Below are 24,321 nucleotides of genomic sequence, written 5' to 3'. Positions count from 1 at the left end.
GTTATTAATCTTGTTCAATAAAGTTTATAATTTCTTTTTTAATTTCTTTTAAGCTCATAGGTTTTAAATGTGGATTCATATCTTTTGCTCTTTTTGGCATACCATAAACGACACTATCTGCTTCATTCTCGCATAAACATCTAACTCCAGCTTTATAAAGCTCAAATAAACCTTTTACACCATCATCTCCCATGCCCGTTAAAATAATAGCAAGTATTTTATTTGTCTTTGCCAAAGAAACAGCTGAATGAAAAAGTAGATCCACACTCGGTTTAAAACTTGAAGCCACATCTTTCCAAGTAGCTACAATATTTAAATTTCCAGACAAAATAGTATTTTTAGGGCAAATATAAATTTTACTACTCAACATCTCTTTATCATTCAACAAAGACACTTCGCTAAAAGCTTCTTTATTAAATTGCCCCACAAAAGATGGAATAAAACTAGCACTCATATGTTGAGCTATAACCACACAAGTATTTTTTATATCAATATCTTTTAAAAGAAATTTAAGCTGATTAGGACCGCCTGTTGAAGATCCTATAAGTATAAGCTTCATTTTCTTCATCCCCTTAGTTTATTGAAATTTTATTTTTCTTGTCACATAATTCTAACATAATTCTAACATATATAAAGAAAAATAAAACTTATTTTAAAAAAAAGAAAAGCTATTTTTATGATTTAATATGATAAAATTAAGTCTTTAATCTTTATTTTACATGTGAGAAGCCAATGCTTAGAGAAAAAATTTATATTGCTAGCGATCATGCTGGTTTTGAATTAAAAGATAAAATTTGCCTATTTTTAAAAGAAAAAAATATAATTTTTAACGATTTGGGAACAAATACTTGTGCAAGCTGTGATTATCCTGATTATGCACATTTACTTGCTGAAAAAATAGATGAACAAAGTTTTGGTATTCTTATTTGTGGGAGTGGGATTGGAATTTCTATTGCGGCAAATCGTCATAAAAACATTCGTTGCGCATTATGCCATGAAAGCTTAAGCGCAGAACTTGCAAGAAGGCATAATGATGCCAATGTTTTGGCATTAGGCGGAAGATTAACCGGGGTTGAATTAGCTATAGATATTATAGAAAAATTCATTCAAACTCCTTTTGAAGAAGGGAGACATATGCAAAGAATTCAAAAAATTGAGGTAAAAATATAATGTTTGCAAACTGGCTTGTTTTAACTATATTGATTTGTGCAACTATCTATCTTATTGTAATGTTGTTTTACTATAAAACTCTACTTAATAAAGAAAAAACATCAAAAGATTTTATCAAAAACAATCTTGATGATACTGAGATTGTCATTAGAAAATTACAAATTCAACTTCAAAGAAGTCTTGGAAATATAGATATACTCACAGAAGAACTTAATAAAATCAAAGCAGACCTTACATCTTTAAGAACTAGAAATTCTCAATATCGTTTGGAAAATGACAAACTAAGACAAAGAATTAAAGAATTAGAAGCAAAAATCGAGGCATTATTATGATAAAACTAACACAAGAAGAACAAAAATACCTGCTTGATAGCATTAGGATTATTCCTGATTTTCCAAAAAAAGGAATTATTTTTAGAGATATTACCACTCTACTAAATAACAAAGAGGCTTTAAATTTTCTACTTAAACATTTAAAAGAACGCTACAAAGATTACAATCTAGACTTCGTAGCAGGAACAGAAAGCAGAGGATTTATCTTTGCATCTATGATTTGTGCAAAACTTAATCTTCCTTTTGTACCTATTAGAAAACCTGGAAAACTCCCTTTTGAAACCTTTAGCTGCGAATACGATCTTGAATATGGCAGCGATAAAGTAGAACTTCATAAAGATGCATTTAAAAATATTCAAAACGCAAGAGTTTTACTTGTAGATGATTTAATAGCAACTGGCGGAACAGCTATAGCTTCATATGAACTTATTCAAAAAGCTGGAGCAAAATGTGTTGAAGCTTGTTTTTTAATGAATCTTAAAGATTTAAATGGAGCAAATAAACTTGAAAAACTTACTTCAGTTTATAGTGTTTTAGAAATTTAAAACTATAGAAAGGTATAAATGGAAGAATTCTTAAAAAATTTACTTTACCAATACAAAGATCTAGCTTATATTATTATTTTTTTATGGTGCATTTTAGAAGGAGAGTTAGCTTTAATTTTAGCAGGTATTTTTGCTCATCAAGGACATGTAAATTTAGGTTTTGTTATATTTATAGCAGGACTTGGTGGTTTTGTAGGTGATCAAATTTATTTCTATATAGGAAGATATAATAAACGCTACATACAAAAAAAATTAAAAACTCAAAGGCGTAAATTTGCAGTAGCGCACCTACTTTTACAACGTTTTGGTTGGCCTATCATTTTTATACAACGCTATATGTATGGCTTTAGAACCATTATACCTATGAGTATAGGAATCACGCGTTATAGTGCAAAAAAATTTGCTATTATCAATCTTTTTAGTGCTTGGGTTTGGGCATCAATCACTATACTTCTAGCTTGGTATTTTGGAGAACAAATTTGGAAGATGGTGACTTGGGCTGAAGAACATTGGTATTATGCAGCCATTATTATTATAGCTTTTTTATCCCTTTTATTATTTGGTTTTAAACAAATGGAAAAAGCTATACTTAAAGACAAAAGGAAAAATCATGAAATTTGAATTAAACGATAAAAAACTAGATGCTATAAAAGCAGACTTTGAACTTGTTTTTATACAGGATAAAAATTTAAAAATTTTTAACAAAGAAAAAGATTTTTTTAAACTTAATAATTACAAAGGCGAAGGTGCATTATTAGACTTAAACAATAAAAAGCTTTATTTAGAGCTTAAAAGTCTTGCTTATGAGGATATAAGATTAAGTCTTTGCACAGCATATAAAACTCTTGAGAAACTTAATATTAAAAGCGTAAAACTTCCTAGCATAATAGGAGATTGTGTAGTTAGAAGTTTTGCATCTTTAGTTGAAGGCGTACTTTTTGGAGCTTATAAATTTGACAAATATAAAAGTGAGAAAAAAACAAGTACTTTAGAAAGATTTATTATTTCAAGCGAAGAATTAAATGGTAAGAAATTTAATAAAGATGAAGCTAAGATAGGTTTAGAGCGTGGAGAAATTTTAGCTAATGCCACAAATTTTACTAAAAATATAGTCAATGAAATTCCTGAAATTTACACCCCTTTAAAAATGGCAGAAGATGCACAAAATTTAGCTAAAGAAAATAAAAACATCACTTGTAAAATTTATGATGAAAAATTTTTAGCCAAAGAAAAAATGAATGCCTTTTTAGCAGTAAATCGCGCCTCAGTACATCCTCCACGCCTCATTCATCTAAGTTATAAAGCCAAAAATGCAAAAAAACGTGTTGTATTTGTTGGAAAAGGCTTAACTTACGATAGCGGTGGATTAAGCTTAAAACCAGCTGATTTTATGCTTACAATGAAAGCTGATAAAAGCGGTGCAGCAGCAGCAATGGGAATCATAAAAGCCGTAGCTGAACTTGCTTTAGATTTAGAAGTGCATTGCATTTTAGGTGCAACTGAAAATATGATAGGTGGCAATGCTTATAAGCCTGATGATGTGTTAATCAGTCGCGAAGGTATAAGCATAGAAGTAAGAAATACAGATGCTGAAGGACGCTTGGTTTTAGCCGATTGTCTTTCTTTTGCACAGGATTTAAAACCTGATTTACTTATCGATATGGCAACTCTTACTGGAGCTTGCGTTGTAGGACTTGGAGAATTTACAAGTGCTATTATGGGAAATAATGAGGAATTGCAAAATGATTTTTATCTAAGCTCTAAAAAAAGCGGAGAATATACTACAATCTTACATTTCAACCCTCACTTAAGAGAACTTATAAAATCAAATATTGCCGATGTTAGCAATACTGCCTCTAGTCGCTACGGAGGTGCAATTACCGCAGGGTTATTTTTAGATAAATTTATTCGTAAAGAATATAAAGATAAATGGCTACATCTTGACATAGCAGGACCTGCTTATACAGAAAAATCTTGGGGATATTCTAGTTTTGGCGCAGGTGGAGCTGGAGTTAGAATGTGTGTTAATTATTTAATTCAAATTTTAAGGAAAGCTAAATGAGTTTAAGTGTAGGTATAGTAGGACTTCCAAATGTTGGCAAATCAACAACTTTTAATGCTTTAACTAAAGCACAAAATGCCCAAAGCGCAAACTATCCTTTTTGCACTATAGAGCCTAACAAAGCCATGGTTGAAGTTCCTGATTTAAGACTTAATGAACTTGCCAAAATCGTAAAACCTGAAAGAATTATGCATTCTTTAATAGAATTTGTAGATATCGCTGGACTTGTTAAAGGTGCAAGTAAAGGCGAAGGCTTGGGAAATAAATTTCTTTCAAATATACGCGAAACTGAGGTTATTTTACACATAGTGCGTTGTTTTGATGAAGAAAATATCACCCATGTTGAAGGTGGAGTTGATCCTTTACGTGATGTAGAAATTATCAATACAGAGCTTATTTTAGCAGATATTGAACAACTTAGTAAAAAAATAGAAAAACTCACCAAAGAAGCCAAAGCCAATCAAAAGGGTGCTAAAGAAAGTCTCGAACTTGCAAATTCCTTACTTGATCATTTAAACAAAGGCTTAGCTGCAAGTTCTTACCCTGAAAAAGAAAGTGAAATTTATCAAGCCTTAATTAAAGAATTAAGACTGCTTTCTGCTAAAGAAGTGATTTATGGTGCAAATGTTGATGAAAATGGTATTAGTGAAGATAATGATTATGTAAAAGCTTTAAAAGAATATGCTAAAAAAAATGATCATGAAGTTATCAAGCTTTGTGCAAAAATCGAAGAAGAATTAGTAGGATTAAGTGATGAAGAAAGTCATGAATTTTTAAGTTCCCTAGGAGTTAACGAAAGCGGTCTTGATCAAATCATACGCACTGCTTTTGCTAAGCTTGGACTGACCAGTTATTTTACCGCTGGTGTAGTTGAAGTGCGTTCTTGGACAATCAAAAAAGGCTGGAAAGCACCAAAAGCAGCAAGTGTAATTCACAATGACTTTGAAAAAGGTTTCATAAAAGCTGAAGTTATTTCCTATGAAGACTATATCCAATACAAAGGCGAAAATGGTGCCAAAGAAGCAGGAAAGCTACGCCTTGAAGGAAAAGACTATATCGTTTTAGATGGCGATGTAATGCATTTTAGATTCAATGTTTAGGCAAAATAGCCTAAACAATATTTATAAATTTTGAATAAAACCTTCCAAAATTTGAATTTGCTTTTCTACACTTGCAATAGAACTTGAGCCTTCACTTTGCTTAGAATTTAAAGAAAATTCAAAATTTAAAAGTTCCATAGCTTTTTCATCAAATACAGGATCTATTTTTGAAAGATCTTTAATTTCACTTATATCAATACCTTGTGCTTCAGCTTGTGCAACAACATTTCCCACTATAAAATGTGCTTTTCTAAAAGGAATATTTTTTTCACGCACCAAATAATCTGCCAAATCGGTAGCCAACAAATGACCTTTTTTACAAGCATTAAGCATATTTTCTTTGTTGATTTGTATTTCTTTTAACATTGCATTTAAGATAATTAAGCTATCTTTAGCGGTTTTTACACTATCAAAAAGCCCCTCTTTATCTTCTTGCATATCTTTATTATAAGCTAAAGGTAAAGCTTTCATTATAGTTAAAAGAGAAATCAGATTTCCATAAACACGCCCTGTTTTTCCACGTATAAGCTCACAAACATCGGGATTTTTTTTCTGAGGCATAATAGAACTTCCCGTTGAAAAACTATCACTTATGGTTATAAAAGAAAATTCTGAGCTTGAAAATAAAATCATTTCCTCGCAAAGTCTTGAAGTGTGTGTAAAAATAACTGCTATATCATAAAGCAAATCAAGAGCAAAATCCCTATCACTCACTCCATCCATAGCATTTGGCATAATATCTTTAAATCCTAAAATTTCAGCACTCAACTCACGATTGGTAGCATAGCTTGTTCCTGCACATGCACAAGAACCAAGTGGCGAAAAGTCTGCAAGTCCTAGGCTATTTTGTAAACGCTTAATATCTCGCATTAACATAAAAGCATAAGCTAAGATATAAAAAGAAAAACTCACAGGCTGAGCGTGTTGTAAATGTGTAAAACTTGGCATAATAGTTTTTTTATGCACTTTAGCATGTTCGAGCATGGTTTGAATCAATTCTTTTAAAAGTTTTAAAAGTTCTATGTGAGATTTTTTTACAAAAAGTTTAAAATCAGTAGCCACTTGGTCATTTCTACTTCTTGCAGTATGTAGTCTTCCACCAATTTCACTGCCTATAATCTCGCTTAAACGCTTTTCTATAGCCATATGTATATCTTCATCTTTGATATCAAAAACAAATTTACCTTGCTCTATTTCACTTTTAACTTGTTCTAAGCCTTTTATAATAGCATCTAATTCTTCTTTTTTTAAAATACCACAACTTTCAAGCATTGTAGCATGCGCTATAGATCCTTGTATATCTTCATTAAACAAAGTTTTATCTACATTTAAACTCGCATTAAATTCTTTTAAAAGCTCATCGCTTGCACCGCTAAAGCGTCCTGACCACATTTCATTTTTCATTTAAATACCTTAAATTTTTGGTCCAAATTTGCTAAATTCAATACCTTCTTTGACATCTTCATAGCGTTTGAAATTTTGCACAAACATATGTGCTAGCTTATCTCTTGTTTCAGCATAGGCATTTTTATCTAACCAAGTATTTATAGGATTTAAAAGCGTGCTTTCTACACCTTCTAAAGCTTTTGGAATAGCTAAATTAAACACTTCAAAATTTTCAAATTCACATTTTGCAATACTCCCATCTAAAATAGCATTAATGCAAGCCCTAGTAGCCTTAATACTCATTCTTTTACCCACACCGTAACTTCCACCGCTCCAACCCGTATTAACAAGATAAACATTAACTTCATGTTTTTCAATCTTTTCACCAAGCAATCTAGCATAAACCGTTGGATGCAAAGGCATAAAAGGTTCTCCAAAGCAAGCTGAAAAAGTTGCTTGAGGCTCTGTTATACCACGCTCAGTTCCAGCTACTTTTGCTGTATAACCGCTTAAAAAATAATACATAGCTTGCTCTTTACTTAATTTACTCACCGGAGGCAAAATTCCAAAAGCATCTGCACTTAAAAATATAATATTTTTTGGATGCCCTGCTTTTAAGCTAGGCTCATGATTTTCAATATGCTCTATAGGATAAGAAACTCTCGTATTTTCTGTTTTTGAAGCATCAGCATAATCAACACTCTTATCAGCTCTTAAAACTACATTTTCCAAAAGTGCATTTCTTTTAATAGCTCCATAAATTTCAGGCTCATGCTCAGGATCAAGATTGATTGTTTTTGCATAACAACCGCCCTCAAAATTAAATACACCTTCATCATCCCAGCCATGCTCATCATCACCTATGAGTCTTCTTTTTGGATCGGTTGAAAGCGTAGTTTTTCCTGTACCGCTAAGTCCAAAGAAAAGTGCCACATCGTCTTTTTCTCCGACATTTGCGCTACAATGCATAGAAAGTTTATTTTCTAGTGGCAGCCAATAATTCATCATAGAAAAAATACCTTTTTTCATTTCTCCACCATACCAAGTTCCACCAATAACCGCTATATTTTCTTTAACATTAAAGATCACAAAAACCTCTGAATTTAAACCATCTTGTTTGTAATCTTCATTGATACATTTGCAAGCATTATAAACAATAAAATCTGCTTTAAAATTCTCAAGTTCCTCTTGACTTGGGCGAATAAACATATTTTTAACAAAATGCGCTTGCCATGCAATTTCAGTAACAAATCTTACTGCTTTGCGACTTTGCAAAGAAGCACCGCAAAAAGCATCTTGAACATAAATTTTCTTTCCACTTAACTCTTGCTTTGCTTTAGTTAAAAGTTTATCAAATAATTCTTTTGTAATAGGCTGGTTTATCTTCCCCCAAGCTATATATTTACTAGATGGATCTTGTTTTACAAAATATTTATCTTTAGGACTTCTACCTGTAAAAATTCCCGTATCCACACAAAAAGTATCATTATCCGTGCTTAAACCTTCATTATTTGCTTTTTCATGAGCATTTAATTCATCATAACTTAAATTATGAAAAATTTCCTTTATGTTATCTAAACCTAAATTATCAAATTTTTTCATTTTTCCCTCACTTTAATTCTTGTAAATAGCTAATACTTCGCCTTCATTAACAGTATCGCCTATTTTAATACAAAGCTCTGAAATAATTCCATCTTTTGGAGCATTAACCTCAATCTCCATTTTCATTGCTTCTAAAACCATGATAGCTTGACCTGATTTTACTTCTTCGCCTTCGTTAACATAAATTTTAAAAACATTACCCGAAATACCTGCTAAAACTTCATTTTCAGCATCTACAGAACTTGTCGAATTTGAAGAAATAATATTTTTATTTTCTTCTACTTTTTTTACACTCTTAACATTAACATCTTTATCAAAGCCATAGCTTACTTCTACATGATATTTATTACCATTTACAGCTACGGTAAATTTGTTTTCATCTACACTCATAGGTTTTGGCATACTGGCTAATTTGCGTATATTTACCTTTGCCTCTCCTTTTAAAAATGCTATACCTTTTTCTTTACAAGCTGCTGCAATAAATATATTTTCTTCACTCGTTTCTATACCCTCTTTTTCAAGTAAGGTTTTGGTATAAGCTATACTTTTACTCTCATCTTTATCGGCTATATTTATAGCAAGCTCTGTAGTAGGTTCTAAATTAAGTTGTTTTGAAGCAAGTTCAATAATATTTGCATCGGGTGTAACAGGAGTTTTTCCAAAATAACCAAGCACCATTTTTCCATAACCTTCTGCGATTTTTTTCCAAGGTCCAAACATAACATTATTAAATGCTTGTTGAAAATAAAATTGAGAAACTGGAGTAACTGAAGTACCAAATCCACCTTTTTCCACAACTTCTCTCATAGCATGAATGACCTGTGGAAATTTATCTAAAATATTATTATCCCTCATCATTTGTGTATTTGCTGTTAAAGCTCCTCCTGGCATAGGAGAAAAAGGAATAAGTGGATTTACCATAGTAGCTTCTGGAGGTAAAAAATACTCTTTTAAACAATCTTTTAAAACTTCTTCGTATTTTAGAATTTTTTCTTCTTCAAGTCCACCTAAATCATAATCTTTACCTTTTAAGGCATGCATCATGGTTAAAATATCAGGCTGAGAAGTTCCACCACTTACAGGAGCTGCAGCCAAATCGACACCATCAACACCTGCTTCAAGTGCTGCAAGATAGCAAGCTATACTCACTCCTGCAGTTTCATGCGTATGAAGCCTAATGTGTGTATCTTGAGGTAAAATTTTTCTAGACATTTTAACGGTTTCATAAATTTTATTTGGATTAGAAGTTCCACTTGCATCTTTGAAACAAATACTATGAAAAGGAATTTCTGCTGCTAAAATTTCTTTTAAAATTTTTTCATAAAAAGGCACATCATGGGCACCTTTACAATTTGGCGGTAAATCCATTAAAGTGATAGTAATTTCATGCTTTAACCCATGTTTTACTATACATTCGCCACTAAATTTTAAATTATTTACATCATTAAGGGCATCAAAATTTCTTATCGTTGTAGTACCGTGTTTTGCAAAAAGTTTTGCATGCAAATCAATAAGCTCACTACTTCCAGTGTCTAAAGTAACGGTATTGACCCCTCTTGCTAAAGTTTGAAGATTGGCATCTTTTCCTACAATAGCTCTAAATCTATCCATCATGGTAAAAGCATCTTCATTAAGATAAAAATACAAGCTTTGAAATCTAGCACCACCACCAAATTCAAAATGAGTAATACCCGCTTCTTTTGCTGCTTCTACTGCAGGAAAAAAATCATCCATTAAAACCCTAGCTCCATAAACAGACTGAAAACCGTCCCTAAAGCTTGTATCCATTACATCGATGAATTTTTTAGCCATTGTTTTTCCTTAAAAAAATATTTTTTCATTATTATACAAAAATTTGATAACACATTACCAAAATTATTGCTATAGGCGATATAAAACGAATAAAAAACAACCAAATTAAGAAAATTTTTCGACTTATAAATTTAGAAAAAATTTTATAAATTTGTTTTTTATTTATAAAAAAACCTACAAATATAGAGCATACTATAGCACCAAGTGGAAGTAAAAAATTTGAAGTTAATTTATCTAATAAAGTAAAAAAATCTTTGCCAAAAAAACTAAACATAGAAAAAAAATTTAAATTTAATGACAAGATACAACAAATTCCAAAAACAAAAACAAATAAACCTATTAAAAATAGAGCTTTAACACGAGAAATTTGATAGTTATTAATCATATAAAAAGTTAAAGGCTCTATCATTGAAACAGCTGAAGTAATACCAGCAAAAAAAAGTGCTAAGAAAAAACAAAATGCAAAAATATAGCCTAAAGCTCCAAGTTGATTAAACAAACTCATCAAGGATACAAAAACAATTCCTGCTCCTTGAGTATGCGGATTGGCTCCAAATTCAAAGATAAAAGTAAAAACAATAAGTCCCATGATAAAAGAAATCAATAAGTTAATCAAAACAATATACACTGAACTTTTTATAAAATTTGTTTTTTTATCCAAGGCTGATGAATATGTAACTATACAACCTATTCCCAAGCATAAGGTAAAAAATGCAAGCCCTAAAGCTTCGGCAATAGAGCTAAATTTAAAATATGAAAAATCAGGATAAAATAAATAAGAAAAAGCATTTGCAAAACCTTGCTTAAATCCCATACAATAAAACAACATAAAAACAAGCATTAAAAATAAGCTAGGCATTATAACAACGTTTAATTTTTCAATCCCTTTGATTAAACCTTTAGATACTATTAATAAAGTAAGAAAAAAAGATAAAGTGAAGAAAAAAACAGAACTTGTCAAATTTGTAGTAATTAAATTCTGAAAATTACTTGCTGCTTCATCTAAGGTTTTAGGAAGATAATAAAGACTAACTACAGTATATTTTAAAACCCATCCCATAATAACTAGATAAAAAGAGAGAACAAAAATACCACCTAACATAAAAACGCCGCCATATCGCCATCTATTGCCATATTTTATGGCAAGATTTGAATAAGCATTTGCAAGATCACTTTTACTTAAACGTCCCATAGCCACTTCAGCCAAAAAAATACTAAATCCTATGGTTAAAGTAAAAAACAAATATAAAAGCACAAAAACAAAACCACCATTTTCTGCACTTAAAGTTGGAAATTTCCAAGCATTACCTAAACCAACGGCTCCACCAGCAACAGCCAATACAAAACCGATTTTTGAAAAATATGTTCTCATTATTTTTCAAACTCACTTTAAAAAAGCGGCTATCATAACTATAACAACAGCCAAAGGGGAAATAAATCTCAAAAACACATACCAAAGTTCAAAAAATATACCCCTCATATAAGGTTCAAATAAAATTTTTAAAGCTTCTTTTTTCATCACAAATCCCACAAAAATAGCTGCCAAAATTCCACCTAAAGGCATAATAACCTTGCTTGAAACACTATCAAGCAAATCAAAAAAACTCATTCCAAAAAATCCAAACTGAGTACTTTTTAAAGAAGATAAAATACACAACATTCCTAAAATATAAACAACAATTCCTATTAAAATCAAAGCTTTTTTACGGCTCATGCCAAAAGTATTAATAAGATAAAAAGCAAAAGGCTCTATCATTGAAACAGCTGAAGTAATACCAGCAAAGATTAAAGAAATAAAAAATGCTGCTCCAAAAATACAACCAATCACCCCAATTTTTTCAAATAAAGTAGCCAAGGAAATAAAAACAAGTCCTGGTCCTTGCTGGTTAGGATTGTAACCAAATTCAAAGATAAAAGTAAAAACAACCAAACCCATTAATAAACCAACTAAAAGATTGATAAAAATAATATTTAAAGTACTGGTAATAAAATTAGTTTTATCAGGCAGACTAGCAGAATAAGTAATAATCGTTCCAACGCCCAAAGAAAGACTAAAAAAAGCAAGTCCTAAGGCTTCAAGAACATTTGAGGTGTTGATTTTGGAAAAATCAGGTACAAAAAGAAATTTAACCGCCATTATAAAACCATCTTTGCTAATAGCATAAACAAGCATCAAACTAAGTAAAATAAACAATGAAGGCATCATCCAAACATTTAACTTTTCAATCCCATTCTTAACACCTTTAGAGACAGTATAAAAAACACATAAAAAAACCAAAGTAAAACAAATAAACTGACTTAAAAAATCCTCACTTGTAAAAAATCCAAACTGTGCTTTACTTACTTCTAGATCCATAGGCAAATTTCCAGTGATACTTAAAAACACATATTTAACTATCCAGCCAATCACCAAGGTATAAAAAGAAACTATTAAAATCGCTCCCACCATAGTAAAACCAACATAAGACCAAGCTTTTTTATTTGAAGGTGCTAACTTTTCATAGGCATTAACCGGATCTTTTTCACTAATTTTTCCTATGCTAAGCTCAGCTAAAAATATCACAAAACCTACACCTAAAGTAAGAATTATATAAAGCAAGATAAAAGCAGATCCACCACTTTGACCTACTAGTGTTGGAAATTTCCAAGCATTACCTAAGCCCACCGCTGAACCTGCTACCGCTAAAATGAAACCTATTTTTGAAAATTTAGAACTCAATGTTGCAACCTTAACTTAAAAATTATTTTAAAATATTATTAAAGCAAAAAAACTTTTAAGCTTTATTGAAAACAATCAAATTTAAATCAAAAATGTGAATTTTTGTAAATTTCAATAAAAATAAAGATACTTTTGGTTATAATTCGGCTTTATTTTTAAGTCTTAAGTAGGGATACGCAAGCCGAACTGATTTAAAAATTGAAAAAATTTTTTTATAGAAAGGTTAAGATAATGAAAAAAGTTCTTTTTTTATTATTAGCATGTGCAGCAGTAGCTTTTGCAGCTGAAACTAATGCTCCAGTAGAGCAAGAAGCTATTAATGTATGGATTAAAGCATTTTCAGTTCTTGCAGCAGGCTTAGGTCTTGGTGTTGCAGCACTTGGTGGTGCTATCGGTATGGGTAATACTGCAGCGGCAACAATTGCAGGAACAGCTAGAAACCCTGGCCTTGGGCCAAAATTAATGACAACCATGTTTATCGCTTTAGCGATGATTGAAGCACAAGTTATCTATGCTCTTGTTATCGCGCTAATAGCACTTTATGCAAATCCTTTTATAGTTTTACAATAAAACTTATTAAAGCCCTTTTTTGGGCTTTTTTCTATGCGGTTATGGTGGAATTGGTAGACACGCCATCTTGAGGGGGTGGTGCGCTCCGCGTGTGCGAGTTCAAATCTCGCTAACCGCACCATTGATACTATAAATATCATACTTCTAAAATATCGATAAAATAGGCATTTATAGCTATATAAAGCCTAAATTAAAGTTTTTCCGTTAAAATCCATTTTAAAAAATTTTTTCCTAACTTTTTATTTTTTACTCTAAAAAGTTAGGAGAAATTACCACAAGGAGCCTATTTTTAAATGCTTACACAGAAAGATATAGCAAATATTAGTCCAAAAGATAAAAAATTTTTAATTAGCAATAGCGATAATTTATTTGTATTAGTTTATCCTAGTAGCAAAAAATCTTTTGTATTTGATTATAAAAATCCAAAAACAATAAAATTAAAAAGAATAACTTTGGGGCAATTTCCACAAATATCGATTAAAGAAGCTCGAGATAAAAAAATGAGATAAAAATTTTACTAAAAACTAATGAAAGCATAAGAGAAAAAGAAGAATGCGATACAAGTTTTAGAAAAATTGCTGAACAGTACTTTCTTCAAAGAAATGACATAACAAAGCGCACCCTCAATGAGTCTATTAAGCGAATGGAAAATCATTGTTATCCCATTATAGGAGATATTCCCATTAGTAATCTTAAAAGAAGCGACATTTTAAATGTTCTTGAAAAAATAAAGCTACAAAAAAAACTGAAGTTTGTAAAAAAATATTTACAACATTAGATTCTATATTAACTTATGCAGTTAACAAAGAGATGATTGAAAATAATGTTATGCTTGGCATAAAAAGAAAAGATTTGGTTTATAATAAAAAAACAAGGCATTTTGCAACCATTACAGAAACTTCAAAAGTTAAAGAATTAATTGAAAATATTATTTATGTACAATGTGACACAAATACAAAAATGGCAATCTTATTATCGCTTCTTACTGCGCAAAGAAGTTTTAGTATAAGAAGTGCTGCTTGGGAAGATATTGATTTAGAAAATGGCTTATGAAACATACCTGCTTCAAAAATGAAAATGAAAAAAGCGCATTGTATACATTTTTAAGTGATATTGCAGTGCGATTCTTGAAAGAATACAAACAAATAATTCATCATAATCTTTTATTTAAATCCATTAGAACAAAAAAGAAAGGCGATGGACTAAATGAGATCTTGAGTGATAATACAGTAAGAATGGTATTTAGAAGAATGGGATATTCAAATGAAGATTTTACTCCACATGGTTTTAGATCTATGTTTAGTACTCTAGCTCACGAAAATATTCAAAAACATCAGTTTAGTAGCAATATTATAGAAATGTGTTTGGCACATACGGAAAAAAATAAGGTTAAAGCTTCATATAATTTTGCACAAAATTTAAAAGAGAGAAAGGGGTTGATGCAATGGTATAGTGATTATTTGTGCGAAATATGCTCAAAATTAAAAGATTTTATTTTACTTGATTTTATATAAAAAGGAATAATATGAAAAAAGAAAATACAAAAGAAGTGCTTATGGAGGGTGAATTTTTTGAAAATAAAAAAAATAGAGAAAAACTCATAAAAACCCTAATAATACACTTAAATTCTTATTTGGAGGCTGAAAATAATCTACAAAAAATCAAGATTTTAGTCAAAATATATCAAAATTTACAAAAATGTAGCCGAACTCCTGATCTTATTGATATAGAAGAACTTGAATTTAACAAAGAAGACATTTTCGAAGAATTATTTTATGCTTTAGGCGGTTTAGGAGGTATGTATTCCGTAGAAATGATACAATCAAGAATTGCAAATTTCATCAAAATACTTGGCGGAGAACCTAAACTTTTATTAGAACAATTTTAAACACATAGACTTCTTCTTGAAGTCTATGCAAATACTCAATTTTAGAAAAATTAATTATTCAATAACGCAGCTTTTACTGTATCATTTGTTGCTTTGGCATATATAGTAGTAGTATTTAGATTTGCATGTCTTAGAATTTTTTGTATGACCACAAGGTTTGTTCCTTTGGCTGTTAATCTCATGGCTAAAGTGTGTCTAAGCAAATGAAGTCCTTTTTTGCTGATCAAAGCTTTAGCGTAAATATTATTTACAATCAAAAAAGCATTACTTCTATTTAAATGTTTTCCTGTGCTAGTTTGCATTATGTAATCACTATCTTGGATATTTTCTTTAAAATATTCAAGCTCATCATCTACTTCTTCTTTTTTAATAAATGCAAATTGTTCTTTACCGCCCTTGCCTATTATGGATATTTTTAATATTTCATCATCAACCTCTTCAAAATCACAAAGTTTTACATTTAAAACTTCAGAAATTCTAAGTCCTCCATAAAGCATAAGTTTTATCAGTAAAGAGTTTCTAAAACTATTATAAACTTCTTTTTTTGCTTTTTCTTTCTCTAAAACATTATTTAGCCTTATAATTTCATTTTCATTAAGATAATTTAATTTTTCTTCTGATTTTTCTGTTCTAAATCTAATTTTCTTCATATCAAAGGAAAAAACAAACAAATCATCATTATTATCGCTTATAAAAGAAAAAAAGCTAGTTAATACTCTCAAATAAGTTATTTTTGTTTTTTTTGATAGTTTATTGCCATTTTTTGAATTATTTTCTAAATAATTAATAAAATTGACTAAAAAAGTCGTTTTTATATCGTTTATTTGCATTTCATCTTGATAATCTAAAGAATATTCTACAAATTCTAGTAAAATACGCCTATAAAGTAAAAAAGTATTATTTGAATAGGATAATGCTTGAATATGTTTCAAATAAGCTTCTATCCAACGCTCTAAATCTTCGCTTATTGTAGTATTTTTAAGTTTCATTTTATTTACATCCTTTTTTTATAACATAATTTCTAATTATGTTATATTTATTTGCTTGTGTTAATATCAAAATATATATTTTAATAGGCTTATTTTGATATAAGATTATGTTATATATTTTAAATTATACCATAAAAATATTTATATTTTTGCATTATTTGTCTATTTATACAATTTTTTATTAAAATTATGGTATAATTTATATATTTTAACAAATAAAGGATAAAAATGGAAAAAAATACAATAAATAATGAAAATATTCAAAAAAATGAAATATTAATTCCAAAAAGAGTATTATTTGATGAAAAAACATTAAAAATGATAGAAATGATGATTCCTACTTACAAAGATGAAATTTCTAATACAAATAAAGAAAATGAGAAAATTAATCAAATGATTAAGCTTGCTATAGAAAAAATGTTTAAAAATGATTTTTTGAATAAAATAAATAATTTTTAATTAGGTTTTTTTACGAATAATGTTTTGTTGCACAGAATAACTGAGAAAGGAAACATTCGCTATTATAGCATAGAAATTATTGCAACTCTATTTGAGGAATATATTGTTGAGAGAGTTTACGGAAATGTGTGTTTTAAAAGTTGCACAGGAAGAAAAAATAATGTATTTCCAAGTTTTAATGAGGCACAAATTTTTTTGAGAGGTTAAAGAAACAAAAAATGAAAAAAGGGTATGCGTAAGTTTTTGCTCAAAAAATAAGAAAAAACATTGATAAAATAGGCTTTTGAGATAAGCTTTTAGCTAAACTCTCAAAAACAGGTAAAAAATCCTTATCAAATCCGCTAATTTCAATTTTTATAGCCATTTGTATCCTTTCTTATATAATTTTTATTTTTATTATACCATAAAGGATTTTGTTGTAAAATTGGAAAAAACTTTTTTTATATATAAAATTACATAAATAAGACAATCAAAATACAATATAAAAGATTAAAGAATAGTAAAAACGGTTTTTTAAAAAAACTAATATAAATATATGGCTAATTATATAATTAATCCTCCTCTAAGCCATCATTAATTCCTGCTTCTGCAAGTTCAAGCTGTTCTTTTTGATACACTTTATCATCTTTAAAGGCTTCAAAACTTTTTTCCCATAAAACCTTTCTTTGCTCTATATATTCTTGATCTTTACACATATTAATCCTTTTTATTTATCAGGTTTAAAACCACTATCTAAAATTATTTTTGTCATTGCACCTTTAAGTTTATCAAAACGATTTAAAGCTTGCATATTACTAACTCTAAGCAATCTTATTTTATCATCTTTTTTATAAAACACTTTAAAAACTTCATCGCTTTGTTTGCATTTCACCATGTCATCTGAAGTAGGACTATCTATGAATTCATATTCTTTGGTAAAATCTTCATTTAAAACATCGAATAAATCTTGTTTATAAGCATTTGATGAATGGGGATCGCAAGAATGAACATCAATAATATAATCTTGTATATTTTTTTGCATAGCAAATCCTTTAAAAAATAGTATAAATTTTTATTTTTAGAATGACTTAAAATCTTTTTTAATTTTTATAAATATTAAGGATATTATTTTTTTATATTATGTTGATGATCTTTTTTATCAAAGTCATAAAATGTAACAAATATGGCTACGGCTATTGCAAAAGCTAAAATAATATATTGTCCTAATGAATGAGATAAATCCATATTGTTTCCTTTGTAATATGTTATTTTAACATATAAATTATAATAAAAAAGAAAAAAATAAAATGAAAATAATAAGAAATTGATTTTTTATTATTTATTATGATAATCTTATTTGAGTACTTTTAAAAAGCTTAGAGTATAAAGTGTTGTGATGTAGCTTTTAAAAAGAAGAATAAAAACAAAGAAGCAGAAAACACCCTTATAAAAATTATTAATTATATTCACTAACCATAGATGTAATAAAAAATATTGAGTAAAATATAATCAAAACAAATTTCTATTTATTTTTATAAAAACTGCATTTTTAAATTTGCTATGTTATAATTAAAAAAAGGTTGTATAAATATGAAAAATTATTATATTTCAGAAGGTGTAAAAGCTTTATTTTCTATCTATTTTAAAGATCAAACTGAAGAAAATTTCATTAAAGCTCTTAACGAATTTGCTAAAGAAAGCCAAATAAATTCTCAAGAAATAAAAGACAAATCTTTTAGAGAATTTAAAGAAGCCATTTCTAAATTACCAACTATAGATCTTTTGAATACTAGATTTGATAAGCTTGAAGATTCAGTAGGTGCTAAACTTGATAAGCTTGAATATTCAGTATGTGCTAAACTTGATAAGCTTGAAAACAAACTAGATAGCTTTAAAAGAGAAGTTAGAACATATGTAATTATTCTTGCTGCTTTAATGTTTATTTTACAGCCTACAATTTTTGATTTAATTTTGTCTATCTTTAAATCATTTCTAAGACAATAAGGTTTTTAGTTTTCACTTTCGTTAGTGTGTTTATCATTGAGATAATGAGCTACTAAAACCAATGTGCCAAAAACGAGAGTGATAGCACCAATTAAAATAGCTATATTATAACCATCCATTTTTTTCTCCTTTTTTCAAAAAAAGTTCAATCTTTAAGAAAGATTGATGATAATGCAACTATCGTAAAATTAGCAAACTTTCGATGAGGATAATAAAAGCTCGACTATCGCCTGTTTGTAAACCATAAAGACTATTTACAAACAATCCTATGCCAATAGATTCCATGAATCTTAAGATTGCTTTTGTAGGTATTTTTGTAAATATTACTATTTTTTTTTGAAAAAATCCTTCTTTTTTCTTCTTATCTTATAACAAAAAAATACTAAAAGTCAAGGGATAAAATATCCCACCTTAGGGTTAAGTTAGCACTAGATTGTTTCTAGTGCGAGAGTATTATTTTAAGTGTTCTACCATAAAGTCCATTATTGCCCAAACACTTGAAATTATAGTGGCAATGCTAACAACACAAGCTCCTATAAGCCAATAGATTCCTTGTTGTTTTAATGAACTTATTGATAGTTTGATTTCACTTTGTAAGGAACTTTCCATTCGTTTGATTTCGGCTTCAAGTCCTTTAGTCTCAGATTGGAATAAATCCTTGCTAACCAACTCATTTCTTATTTGCTCAATGGCTTCTTGCTTTAAATTCTCAAAATTAAGCCTTTGCGTTGTTGCTCTACCATTAGCAAATTCTTCAAAAGCTTGAATGAGCTTTTTAGCTTGATCAGTATCTGAAAAAATACTTTCCAATAATGCTTTAAAGCTCTCATTGAGTGTAATTTCTTTTTTCATGGCATATCCTTGCATACTAACTCCTAAATTATAACATATTTTCATGTGCGTTCTTAGGCTACATTTCCAATTTGTTTCCACCATGTTTTTTTCTCAGGGTGAAATCTATAACCTAATTGCTTGATTTTTTCATTTAAACCATAGGTATTTCCTACAATCCAATAATAACCATCTTCATTTTTCACTTCGAGTCCCAAAGATAACAAAACTTGTCTTTCATCTTCGCTAAAAGTTGTAGCGTTTGATTGTGAAAAGTTTTGTGAGAAATCAACTTTCTTTTTGTTTTCCTGAGTATTGTTTTGGTAAGCTTCAATATCGATAATAATATTGCTACTTTCAGTAACTCCAACACCCATTTCTTCAGAAGAATATAATCCACTAAGTTGGAATTTTACCACTAGCCCAAGTATTTATTGTAGAAGCAGAGACATCTAATTGTCTTCCTAATTCAGTTTGAGTAATGTTTAACTCTTTACACACTTCTTTAATAATATTTTCTTTCTCTTCTGTCATGCTAATCCTTTATTTTAGATTAATATTTTTTAGTAATAATTTTTTCATTACTTTTCAGAAATGAAAGGATTTGGCTCATTTTTTGAATTTCCCTGTCTTAGTGCAGGGCTTATTATATTTTCTACTATTTTATTTTTAATCATTTCAAAATCTTTGTCATTGATTTTTCCTATGTAAGTTTTTATCCTTTTAGTATCAAAAACTCTCATTTGTCCTAAAAGTGCAACTTGTAAAGCGCCTTTATTATCCTTAAATTTGTGAAATAAAAAGCCTTTTTTTGTTTTTAGTCTTAGAACTTAAAGGTGCGCCTAAAAATGTACCATTATAAAAACTATTTATTACCAAAACAGGACGCGTAAAAAACTCATTTTTACCTTAAACTTCAGCACCGATATTTAAACCAATGCTAAGCCAATAAATCTTTTTTTACACTAACTTTTCTGATTAATTTTACTTTGTTTAAGCTCTTTTTTCGTTCGTTCCAGCTGTCAAATTGCACTTCGTTCATTTTATTTCCTTTATATCTTTTGACATAATGCTATGTAATGCTGCAAGCAGAAGTTTTATCTTTAAATATTTCTTTTCTATATTTTTCTAAGTTTTTTTCATTGTTTCTCCTGCCTTTTTAAAAATTAATTCTCGATTTGTTTTTCAACTAATTTTCTCTTTCTTTTTTTAATTTATTGGTATTTTGGTTTATGATTTATATAAAAAGCAAGATCCTTATTATAACAGTTCCATTTTTTTAAATAGCGAAAAATGAAAGGAGTGATAAAAATTTTGAGATTTTTCCATGTATAAAATAAGGCAGATTTTTATTTTATCAATAGCAATTATTATTAAAAAAAATAGCAGAAAATTTCATTTGCCTATATTAATGTAACTTTTTATTACAATCAGCATTTTCAAAAAACTTTATCATTATTTCAGCTTAAATTTTATCATTTAAAATTAAACTTGATATAAATCTTTTCGTATACTTTGCTTGCTCGATTTAAATATATAAAAGCATAATATTGAATAACCTCTTTTAATACTATGTAATTTTAAACAAGGCATGGTTTTTGATAAAATTTTTAGATGAAAAAATCTACAAGCTTGATTGTTTTATTGATTAATTCCAAAACAAGAACTAAAAATTAACAATCTTAGTCTATTAAAATTCTTTTTATACAATTAAAAAATAATTATTATATACTAATGTGAAAATATGGATAATACGCAAAAATATGCAGCTATAGATCTTAAGTCATTTTATGCTTCTGTTGAATGCATTTTAAGAAAATTAGATCCTCTAAATACCAATCTTGTAGTTGCGGATGAAAGTAGAACTGAAAAAACAATATGTCTTGCGGTATCTCCCGCATTAAGATCTTATAATATATCAGGCAGATTAAGACTATTTGAACTAATACAAAAAGTAAAAACAATCAATTACGAGCGCTTAAAAATTGCTAAATATTTCAGTGCAAAATCATACAATCATCTTGAACTAATAAATAATCCCAATTTAGAGCTTGATTACATTGTCGCAAAACCTAGGATGTCAACATATATAGACTATAGTTCTAAAATCTACAGTATTTATTTAAAGTATTTTGATCCAAAAGACATTCATATTTACTCCATTGATAAAGTATTTATTGATTTAACTCCTTATATCAAACATTATAAGCTATCTGCTGACAAACTCATTGAAAACATATTATTTGAAATTTTAAAAACAACTCAAATAACAGCAACTGCGGGAATAGGAACAAATCTTTACTTAGCAAAAATTGCAATGGATATATTAGCCAAAAAACAAAATACTAATAAAGATGGACTTTGCATAGGGTATTTGGATGAAATGCTTTATAGAAGAAAATTATGGCAACACACGCCCATAAATGATTTTTGGCGTATAGGCAAAGGATATGCAATAAAACTAAAAAGCATAGGCATTAACAATATGGGAGATTTAGCAAGATACTCTCTTAATAACGAGGATAAACTTTATCAAATTTTTGGAGTAAATGCTGAGTTATTAATCGATCACGCTTGGGGATTTGAAAGCTGTACAATGCAAGCTATTAAAGAATATAAAAGCAAACATATCTCTAAGGTAATGGCTAAGGTTTTGCCTAAGCCTTATAGTTTTAAAAAAGCTAGAAATATGCTTAAAGAAATCGTCGATCATATGGTTCTTGAGCTAATTGAGCAAAATTTAACATGCAATCAAATCGTTTTAGATGTACAATATGATAAAGAAAGCTTAGAAAAGGTACAAAGCTACAATGGTCCAATGAGCAAAGATTCCTATGGAAGATCTATTCCAAAAAATGCACATTCAACAATCAATTTGGATTACCACAGCTCTTCCTTGGAAACTATTTGCAATAAAGGTTTAGAATTGTTTGATTTAATAGTTAATGCTGATTTTTTAATTAGAAAAATAAGTCTTACTCTTAATAATGTTGTAAAAAATGACACGATAAAAAAAATTAAAGAACCCAGTCTTTTTGCCGACATAGAACAGAAGGAAAATAAAAATTTTATAAAAGAAGAGAAATTACAAAAAGCTAGACTCGCGATTGTTCACAAATATGGAAAAAAATCTATTTTTAAAGCCTCGAGTCTTGAAAATGGCTTAAAAATTAATTCGCAAATAGGAGGACACAATGCCTAATAACCACGATGATATTATTAATATTAAATACAAAAAATCTACAAAATATCCTCTTATGCCATTAGAAAAAAGAGCGGCACAGTTTGCTCCATTTTCAGTGCTTAAAGGATTTGATGAAGCAATTGAAAAAAAGAAAAAAGAAATGGAAAGAAAGCTTGAAAAGTCTATCTATATAAACGAGTAATCATGTTTTTATGAGAAAAATATTTTAGATATAAAAATCAATTAAAAACAAGTAAAAAAATAAGTATTTTTTAAATAGTGTATTTTTTATACCACTTTTATCTCTATATATTTTAGACTTAAAATAAAATTAATTAAAATTAGTATTAAAATTTTATCTTTTTTTTCTGTGAATTTTCATATAAAAAATATTGTTTTTTAAATGATTTAAAAAAACAAAAAATTATCTTGTACTTTTCACGAGTAAAAATTCAAAGAGAAAATTACAGCAAAACTATATTTATTTTGATTTATTTTTTTTGTTTTTTTATCTATCATTTTTTATTTTTATTTTTATTTTTTTTACCTATCTTTACTCTAAAATTTTTGTAAATTTTTCAATTAAAAAATACTCCAAATCCAAACCCACGAAAAGACAAAAAATAGTTTTAATTAAGCATTAAAAAGTCTAGCCTTTAGTAATGGCATTTTTATACCTACCCTAAAGCAAAGAATGCCTATTTTTAGGGACTTTATAGCATAACTTATTGCGATTTGTCTTTTTTGAAATATTGCACCCAAAAAATTTTTGTACCTACCATACATTAACTTCGTAAATATATTGCCATTTTTATACCTACCCTAACCCTAAATTAGAAAAGTATTCTTCTCACCCTTTATCACCTCATTCTTTCTCATTTACTCCCTATCTTTGCCATTTTTTAAACATATTTCTAGCATAAACTTTCCCTGATATATAAAAATACTCATTTCATACCCAAGTTAAATAAAAATACGGTATAATTTCATAAAGCACTAAAACCATAGGAGAAAACTTATGTCAAAACTAATACACGCCCAAGCGAAAAAAACAAAATGCACAAAGCCATAGAAACTTGGTTTACCAAAATATACCTAAACAAAATAATCCACAAAGAGAAAAACGATAAATTATTTATCAATATAACTAGCTGTCTAGCATTCATACTCTCAATCTATGGCAAAACCGAAGAAAACAAAAGCAAAATGACACCTGCTGTTATGGCTTATATCAAAAAAACAAAAAACACTTTTATTGCCAAACTAAAAAGAGTTAAAAACCATGAGAGCATTATCGATTTACAAGCCAAATACCCAAAGCTTGATATAGTTTCAGCCTATCAGTTTCTAACACTCAAAGACAAATTCAAAATCACCAAATCAGAAATCCAAGATTTTGAAACACTAATCGATATTCTTTCAAAAAACGCCCAAAAATCAAAAAAATAACCCTAAAACGATAAAAACATTAAAAAAATCATTTTAGCCTTTTAAAGGCTAATTCTGTCATTTTAAACCCTATATCCATTCAAGATACCCACTTGCAATCAAAAAAACACAAAAAAACCTACAAAAATCGCAACACAAAACAAAAACCACAGCCCATTTCAAAACTGCAAAGCATTTTTGAAAATTCGCAAGAACTTCTAAAATAAGCCCTTGATCTCATATTATCGCTATAAATCAAGC

Annotated in this window: 29 protein-coding genes and 1 tRNA gene; 17 read left to right on the top strand and 13 right to left on the bottom strand. The window is 28.8% G+C overall.

Annotated elements, in window-relative coordinates; all coding sequences use genetic code 11:
• Positions 1-4: 4 nt before the first annotated feature.
• The gene (locus ELQ04_RS03235) at positions 5-559 is read right to left on the bottom strand and encodes a chemotaxis protein CheB (RefSeq protein WP_004316356.1); all 555 of its coding nucleotides are present in this window, start codon (positions 557-559) and stop codon (positions 5-7) included.
• A gap of 173 nt (positions 560-732) precedes the next feature.
• Here ELQ04_RS03235 and rpiB point away from each other — a divergent pair, with 173 nt between their 5' ends.
• Genes rpiB through ychF form a run of 6 tightly spaced genes read left to right on the top strand, consistent with a single transcriptional unit; the run spans position 733 to position 5,209 of the window.
• Positions 733-1,170: a ribose 5-phosphate isomerase B gene (gene rpiB / locus ELQ04_RS03230; RefSeq protein WP_004316353.1), complete on the top strand. Its 438-nt coding sequence runs from the start codon at positions 733-735 to the stop codon at positions 1,168-1,170.
• Complete coding sequence (locus tag ELQ04_RS03225; RefSeq protein WP_004316351.1) at positions 1,170-1,502, top strand: membrane protein; 333 nt, start codon at positions 1,170-1,172, stop codon at positions 1,500-1,502. Before rpiB ends, ELQ04_RS03225 begins: the two co-directional genes overlap by 1 nt.
• Positions 1,499-2,047, top strand: coding sequence for an adenine phosphoribosyltransferase (gene apt / locus ELQ04_RS03220; RefSeq protein ID WP_004316348.1), 549 nt, complete (start codon positions 1,499-1,501; stop codon positions 2,045-2,047). The genes ELQ04_RS03225 and apt overlap by 4 nt, the downstream gene beginning before the upstream one ends.
• 18 nt (positions 2,048-2,065) lie before the next feature.
• Positions 2,066-2,668, top strand: a complete 603-nt coding sequence (locus ELQ04_RS03215; protein ID WP_004316345.1) for a DedA family protein — start codon at positions 2,066-2,068, stop codon at positions 2,666-2,668.
• On the top strand, positions 2,658-4,109 hold the full coding sequence (locus ELQ04_RS03210) for a leucyl aminopeptidase (protein WP_004316344.1): 1,452 nt from the start codon (positions 2,658-2,660) through the stop codon (positions 4,107-4,109). Before ELQ04_RS03215 ends, ELQ04_RS03210 begins: the two co-directional genes overlap by 11 nt.
• Positions 4,106-5,209 carry a redox-regulated ATPase YchF gene (ychF, locus tag ELQ04_RS03205; RefSeq protein WP_044777814.1) on the top strand — a complete coding sequence of 368 codons (1,104 nt, stop codon included), beginning with the start codon at positions 4,106-4,108 and terminating at the stop codon, positions 5,207-5,209. Before ELQ04_RS03210 ends, ychF begins: the two co-directional genes overlap by 4 nt.
• 21 nt (positions 5,210-5,230) lie before the next feature.
• Here ychF and argH read toward each other — a convergent pair whose 3' ends face one another.
• Genes argH through ELQ04_RS03180 form a run of 5 tightly spaced genes read right to left on the bottom strand, consistent with a single transcriptional unit; the run spans position 5,231 to position 12,728 of the window.
• Positions 5,231-6,613 carry an argininosuccinate lyase gene (gene argH, locus ELQ04_RS03200; RefSeq protein WP_002936530.1) on the bottom strand — a complete coding sequence of 461 codons (1,383 nt, stop codon included), beginning with the start codon at positions 6,611-6,613 and terminating at the stop codon, positions 5,231-5,233.
• Between the two features lie 9 nt (positions 6,614-6,622).
• Positions 6,623-8,197, bottom strand: a complete 1,575-nt coding sequence (gene pckA, locus ELQ04_RS03195) for a phosphoenolpyruvate carboxykinase (ATP) (protein WP_002936529.1) — start codon at positions 8,195-8,197, stop codon at positions 6,623-6,625.
• Between the two features lie 12 nt (positions 8,198-8,209).
• Entirely contained in the window at positions 8,210-10,009 is a 1,800-nt protein-coding gene (locus tag ELQ04_RS03190) for a biotin/lipoyl-containing protein (protein WP_002936528.1), read from the bottom strand.
• A 31-nt stretch (positions 10,010-10,040) separates the two neighbouring features.
• Positions 10,041-11,381 (bottom strand): sodium-dependent transporter, encoded by a 1,341-nt coding sequence (locus ELQ04_RS03185; RefSeq protein ID WP_052780817.1) that lies wholly within the window; start codon positions 11,379-11,381, stop codon positions 10,041-10,043.
• Positions 11,382-11,393: 12 nt separating this feature from the next.
• Positions 11,394-12,728, bottom strand: a complete 1,335-nt coding sequence (locus tag ELQ04_RS03180; protein WP_044777818.1) for a sodium-dependent transporter — start codon at positions 12,726-12,728, stop codon at positions 11,394-11,396.
• A gap of 231 nt (positions 12,729-12,959) precedes the next feature.
• Here ELQ04_RS03180 and ELQ04_RS03175 point away from each other — a divergent pair, with 231 nt between their 5' ends.
• The 6 genes from ELQ04_RS03175 (at position 12,960) to ELQ04_RS03150 (ending at position 15,186) form a co-directional block, all read left to right on the top strand.
• Complete coding sequence (locus ELQ04_RS03175) at positions 12,960-13,298, top strand: F0F1 ATP synthase subunit C (protein ID WP_002853683.1); 339 nt, start codon at positions 12,960-12,962, stop codon at positions 13,296-13,298.
• A 35-nt stretch (positions 13,299-13,333) separates the two neighbouring features.
• Positions 13,334-13,419: transfer RNA gene (locus ELQ04_RS03170), tRNA-Leu, on the top strand.
• Positions 13,420-13,591: 172 nt separating this feature from the next.
• Complete coding sequence (locus tag ELQ04_RS08760) at positions 13,592-13,807, top strand: Arm DNA-binding domain-containing protein (protein WP_002938930.1); 216 nt, start codon at positions 13,592-13,594, stop codon at positions 13,805-13,807.
• Positions 13,808-14,108: 301 nt separating this feature from the next.
• On the top strand, positions 14,109-14,351 hold the full coding sequence (locus ELQ04_RS08755; protein WP_050552878.1) for a hypothetical protein: 243 nt from the start codon (positions 14,109-14,111) through the stop codon (positions 14,349-14,351).
• Positions 14,348-14,812, top strand: a complete 465-nt coding sequence (locus ELQ04_RS08750) for a hypothetical protein (protein ID WP_050552877.1) — start codon at positions 14,348-14,350, stop codon at positions 14,810-14,812. The genes ELQ04_RS08755 and ELQ04_RS08750 overlap by 4 nt, the downstream gene beginning before the upstream one ends.
• Before the next feature lie 41 nt (positions 14,813-14,853).
• Positions 14,854-15,186: a hypothetical protein gene (locus ELQ04_RS03150; RefSeq protein WP_044777831.1), complete on the top strand. Its 333-nt coding sequence runs from the start codon at positions 14,854-14,856 to the stop codon at positions 15,184-15,186.
• A gap of 50 nt (positions 15,187-15,236) precedes the next feature.
• Here the strand turns inward: ELQ04_RS03150 and ELQ04_RS03145 are convergent, their stop codons facing one another.
• On the bottom strand, positions 15,237-16,175 hold the full coding sequence (locus ELQ04_RS03145) for a tyrosine-type recombinase/integrase (protein ID WP_134224437.1): 939 nt from the start codon (positions 16,173-16,175) through the stop codon (positions 15,237-15,239).
• A 228-nt stretch (positions 16,176-16,403) separates the two neighbouring features.
• On the opposite strand from ELQ04_RS03145, the gene ELQ04_RS03140 reads away from it, so the two are divergent.
• Positions 16,404-16,634, top strand: a complete 231-nt coding sequence (locus tag ELQ04_RS03140) for a hypothetical protein (RefSeq protein WP_002779694.1) — start codon at positions 16,404-16,406, stop codon at positions 16,632-16,634.
• 551 nt (positions 16,635-17,185) lie between these two features.
• Here ELQ04_RS03140 and ELQ04_RS08685 read toward each other — a convergent pair.
• Both ELQ04_RS08685 and ELQ04_RS03130 read right to left on the bottom strand, forming a co-directional pair.
• On the bottom strand, positions 17,186-17,329 hold the full coding sequence (locus tag ELQ04_RS08685; protein WP_002807233.1) for a hypothetical protein: 144 nt from the start codon (positions 17,327-17,329) through the stop codon (positions 17,186-17,188).
• A gap of 11 nt (positions 17,330-17,340) precedes the next feature.
• Positions 17,341-17,655 carry a hypothetical protein gene (locus tag ELQ04_RS03130; protein WP_044777825.1) on the bottom strand — a complete coding sequence of 105 codons (315 nt, stop codon included), beginning with the start codon at positions 17,653-17,655 and terminating at the stop codon, positions 17,341-17,343.
• A gap of 548 nt (positions 17,656-18,203) precedes the next feature.
• Here ELQ04_RS03130 and ELQ04_RS03125 point away from each other — a divergent pair.
• Entirely contained in the window at positions 18,204-18,617 is a 414-nt protein-coding gene (locus ELQ04_RS03125; RefSeq protein WP_002938905.1) for a hypothetical protein, read from the top strand.
• A gap of 453 nt (positions 18,618-19,070) precedes the next feature.
• Here the strand turns inward: ELQ04_RS03125 and ELQ04_RS03120 are convergent, their stop codons facing one another.
• Genes ELQ04_RS03120 through ELQ04_RS08680 form a run of 4 tightly spaced genes read right to left on the bottom strand, consistent with a single transcriptional unit; the run spans position 19,071 to position 20,191 of the window.
• A complete protein-coding gene (locus ELQ04_RS03120; protein ID WP_243832999.1) occupies positions 19,071-19,469 on the bottom strand; it encodes a hypothetical protein in 399 nt (132 codons plus the stop codon).
• 53 nt (positions 19,470-19,522) lie between these two features.
• Entirely contained in the window at positions 19,523-19,825 is a 303-nt protein-coding gene (locus ELQ04_RS03115; protein ID WP_002938895.1) for a hypothetical protein, read from the bottom strand.
• A 22-nt stretch (positions 19,826-19,847) separates the two neighbouring features.
• The gene (locus ELQ04_RS03110) at positions 19,848-19,982 is read right to left on the bottom strand and encodes a helix-turn-helix transcriptional regulator (protein ID WP_002813602.1); all 135 of its coding nucleotides are present in this window, start codon (positions 19,980-19,982) and stop codon (positions 19,848-19,850) included.
• Positions 19,983-20,029: 47 nt separating this feature from the next.
• Entirely contained in the window at positions 20,030-20,191 is a 162-nt protein-coding gene (locus ELQ04_RS08680) for a hypothetical protein (protein WP_002834683.1), read from the bottom strand.
• A gap of 1,001 nt (positions 20,192-21,192) precedes the next feature.
• Between ELQ04_RS08680 and ELQ04_RS03105 the strand changes: the two genes are divergently transcribed.
• The 3 genes from ELQ04_RS03105 to ELQ04_RS03095 all read left to right on the top strand — a co-directional run bounded on the left by ELQ04_RS03105 (position 21,193) and on the right by ELQ04_RS03095 (position 24,081).
• Positions 21,193-22,650, top strand: coding sequence for a DNA methylase (locus tag ELQ04_RS03105; protein ID WP_044777829.1), 1,458 nt, complete (start codon positions 21,193-21,195; stop codon positions 22,648-22,650).
• Complete coding sequence (locus ELQ04_RS03100) at positions 22,643-22,834, top strand: hypothetical protein (protein WP_002779581.1); 192 nt, start codon at positions 22,643-22,645, stop codon at positions 22,832-22,834. The genes ELQ04_RS03105 and ELQ04_RS03100 overlap by 8 nt, the downstream gene beginning before the upstream one ends.
• A gap of 854 nt (positions 22,835-23,688) precedes the next feature.
• Complete coding sequence (locus ELQ04_RS03095; RefSeq protein ID WP_032595228.1) at positions 23,689-24,081, top strand: hypothetical protein; 393 nt, start codon at positions 23,689-23,691, stop codon at positions 24,079-24,081.
• The last annotated feature ends 240 nt before the right edge of the window (positions 24,082-24,321 follow it).

It is taken from the genome of Campylobacter sp. CH278, assembly GCF_004378845.1.
In the GTDB taxonomy this organism is placed as follows: domain Bacteria; phylum Campylobacterota; class Campylobacteria; order Campylobacterales; family Campylobacteraceae; genus Campylobacter_D; species Campylobacter_D jejuni.
The sequence above is the reverse complement of the archived record's forward strand: the minus strand, read 5'-3'. Positions and strand labels throughout refer to the sequence as shown.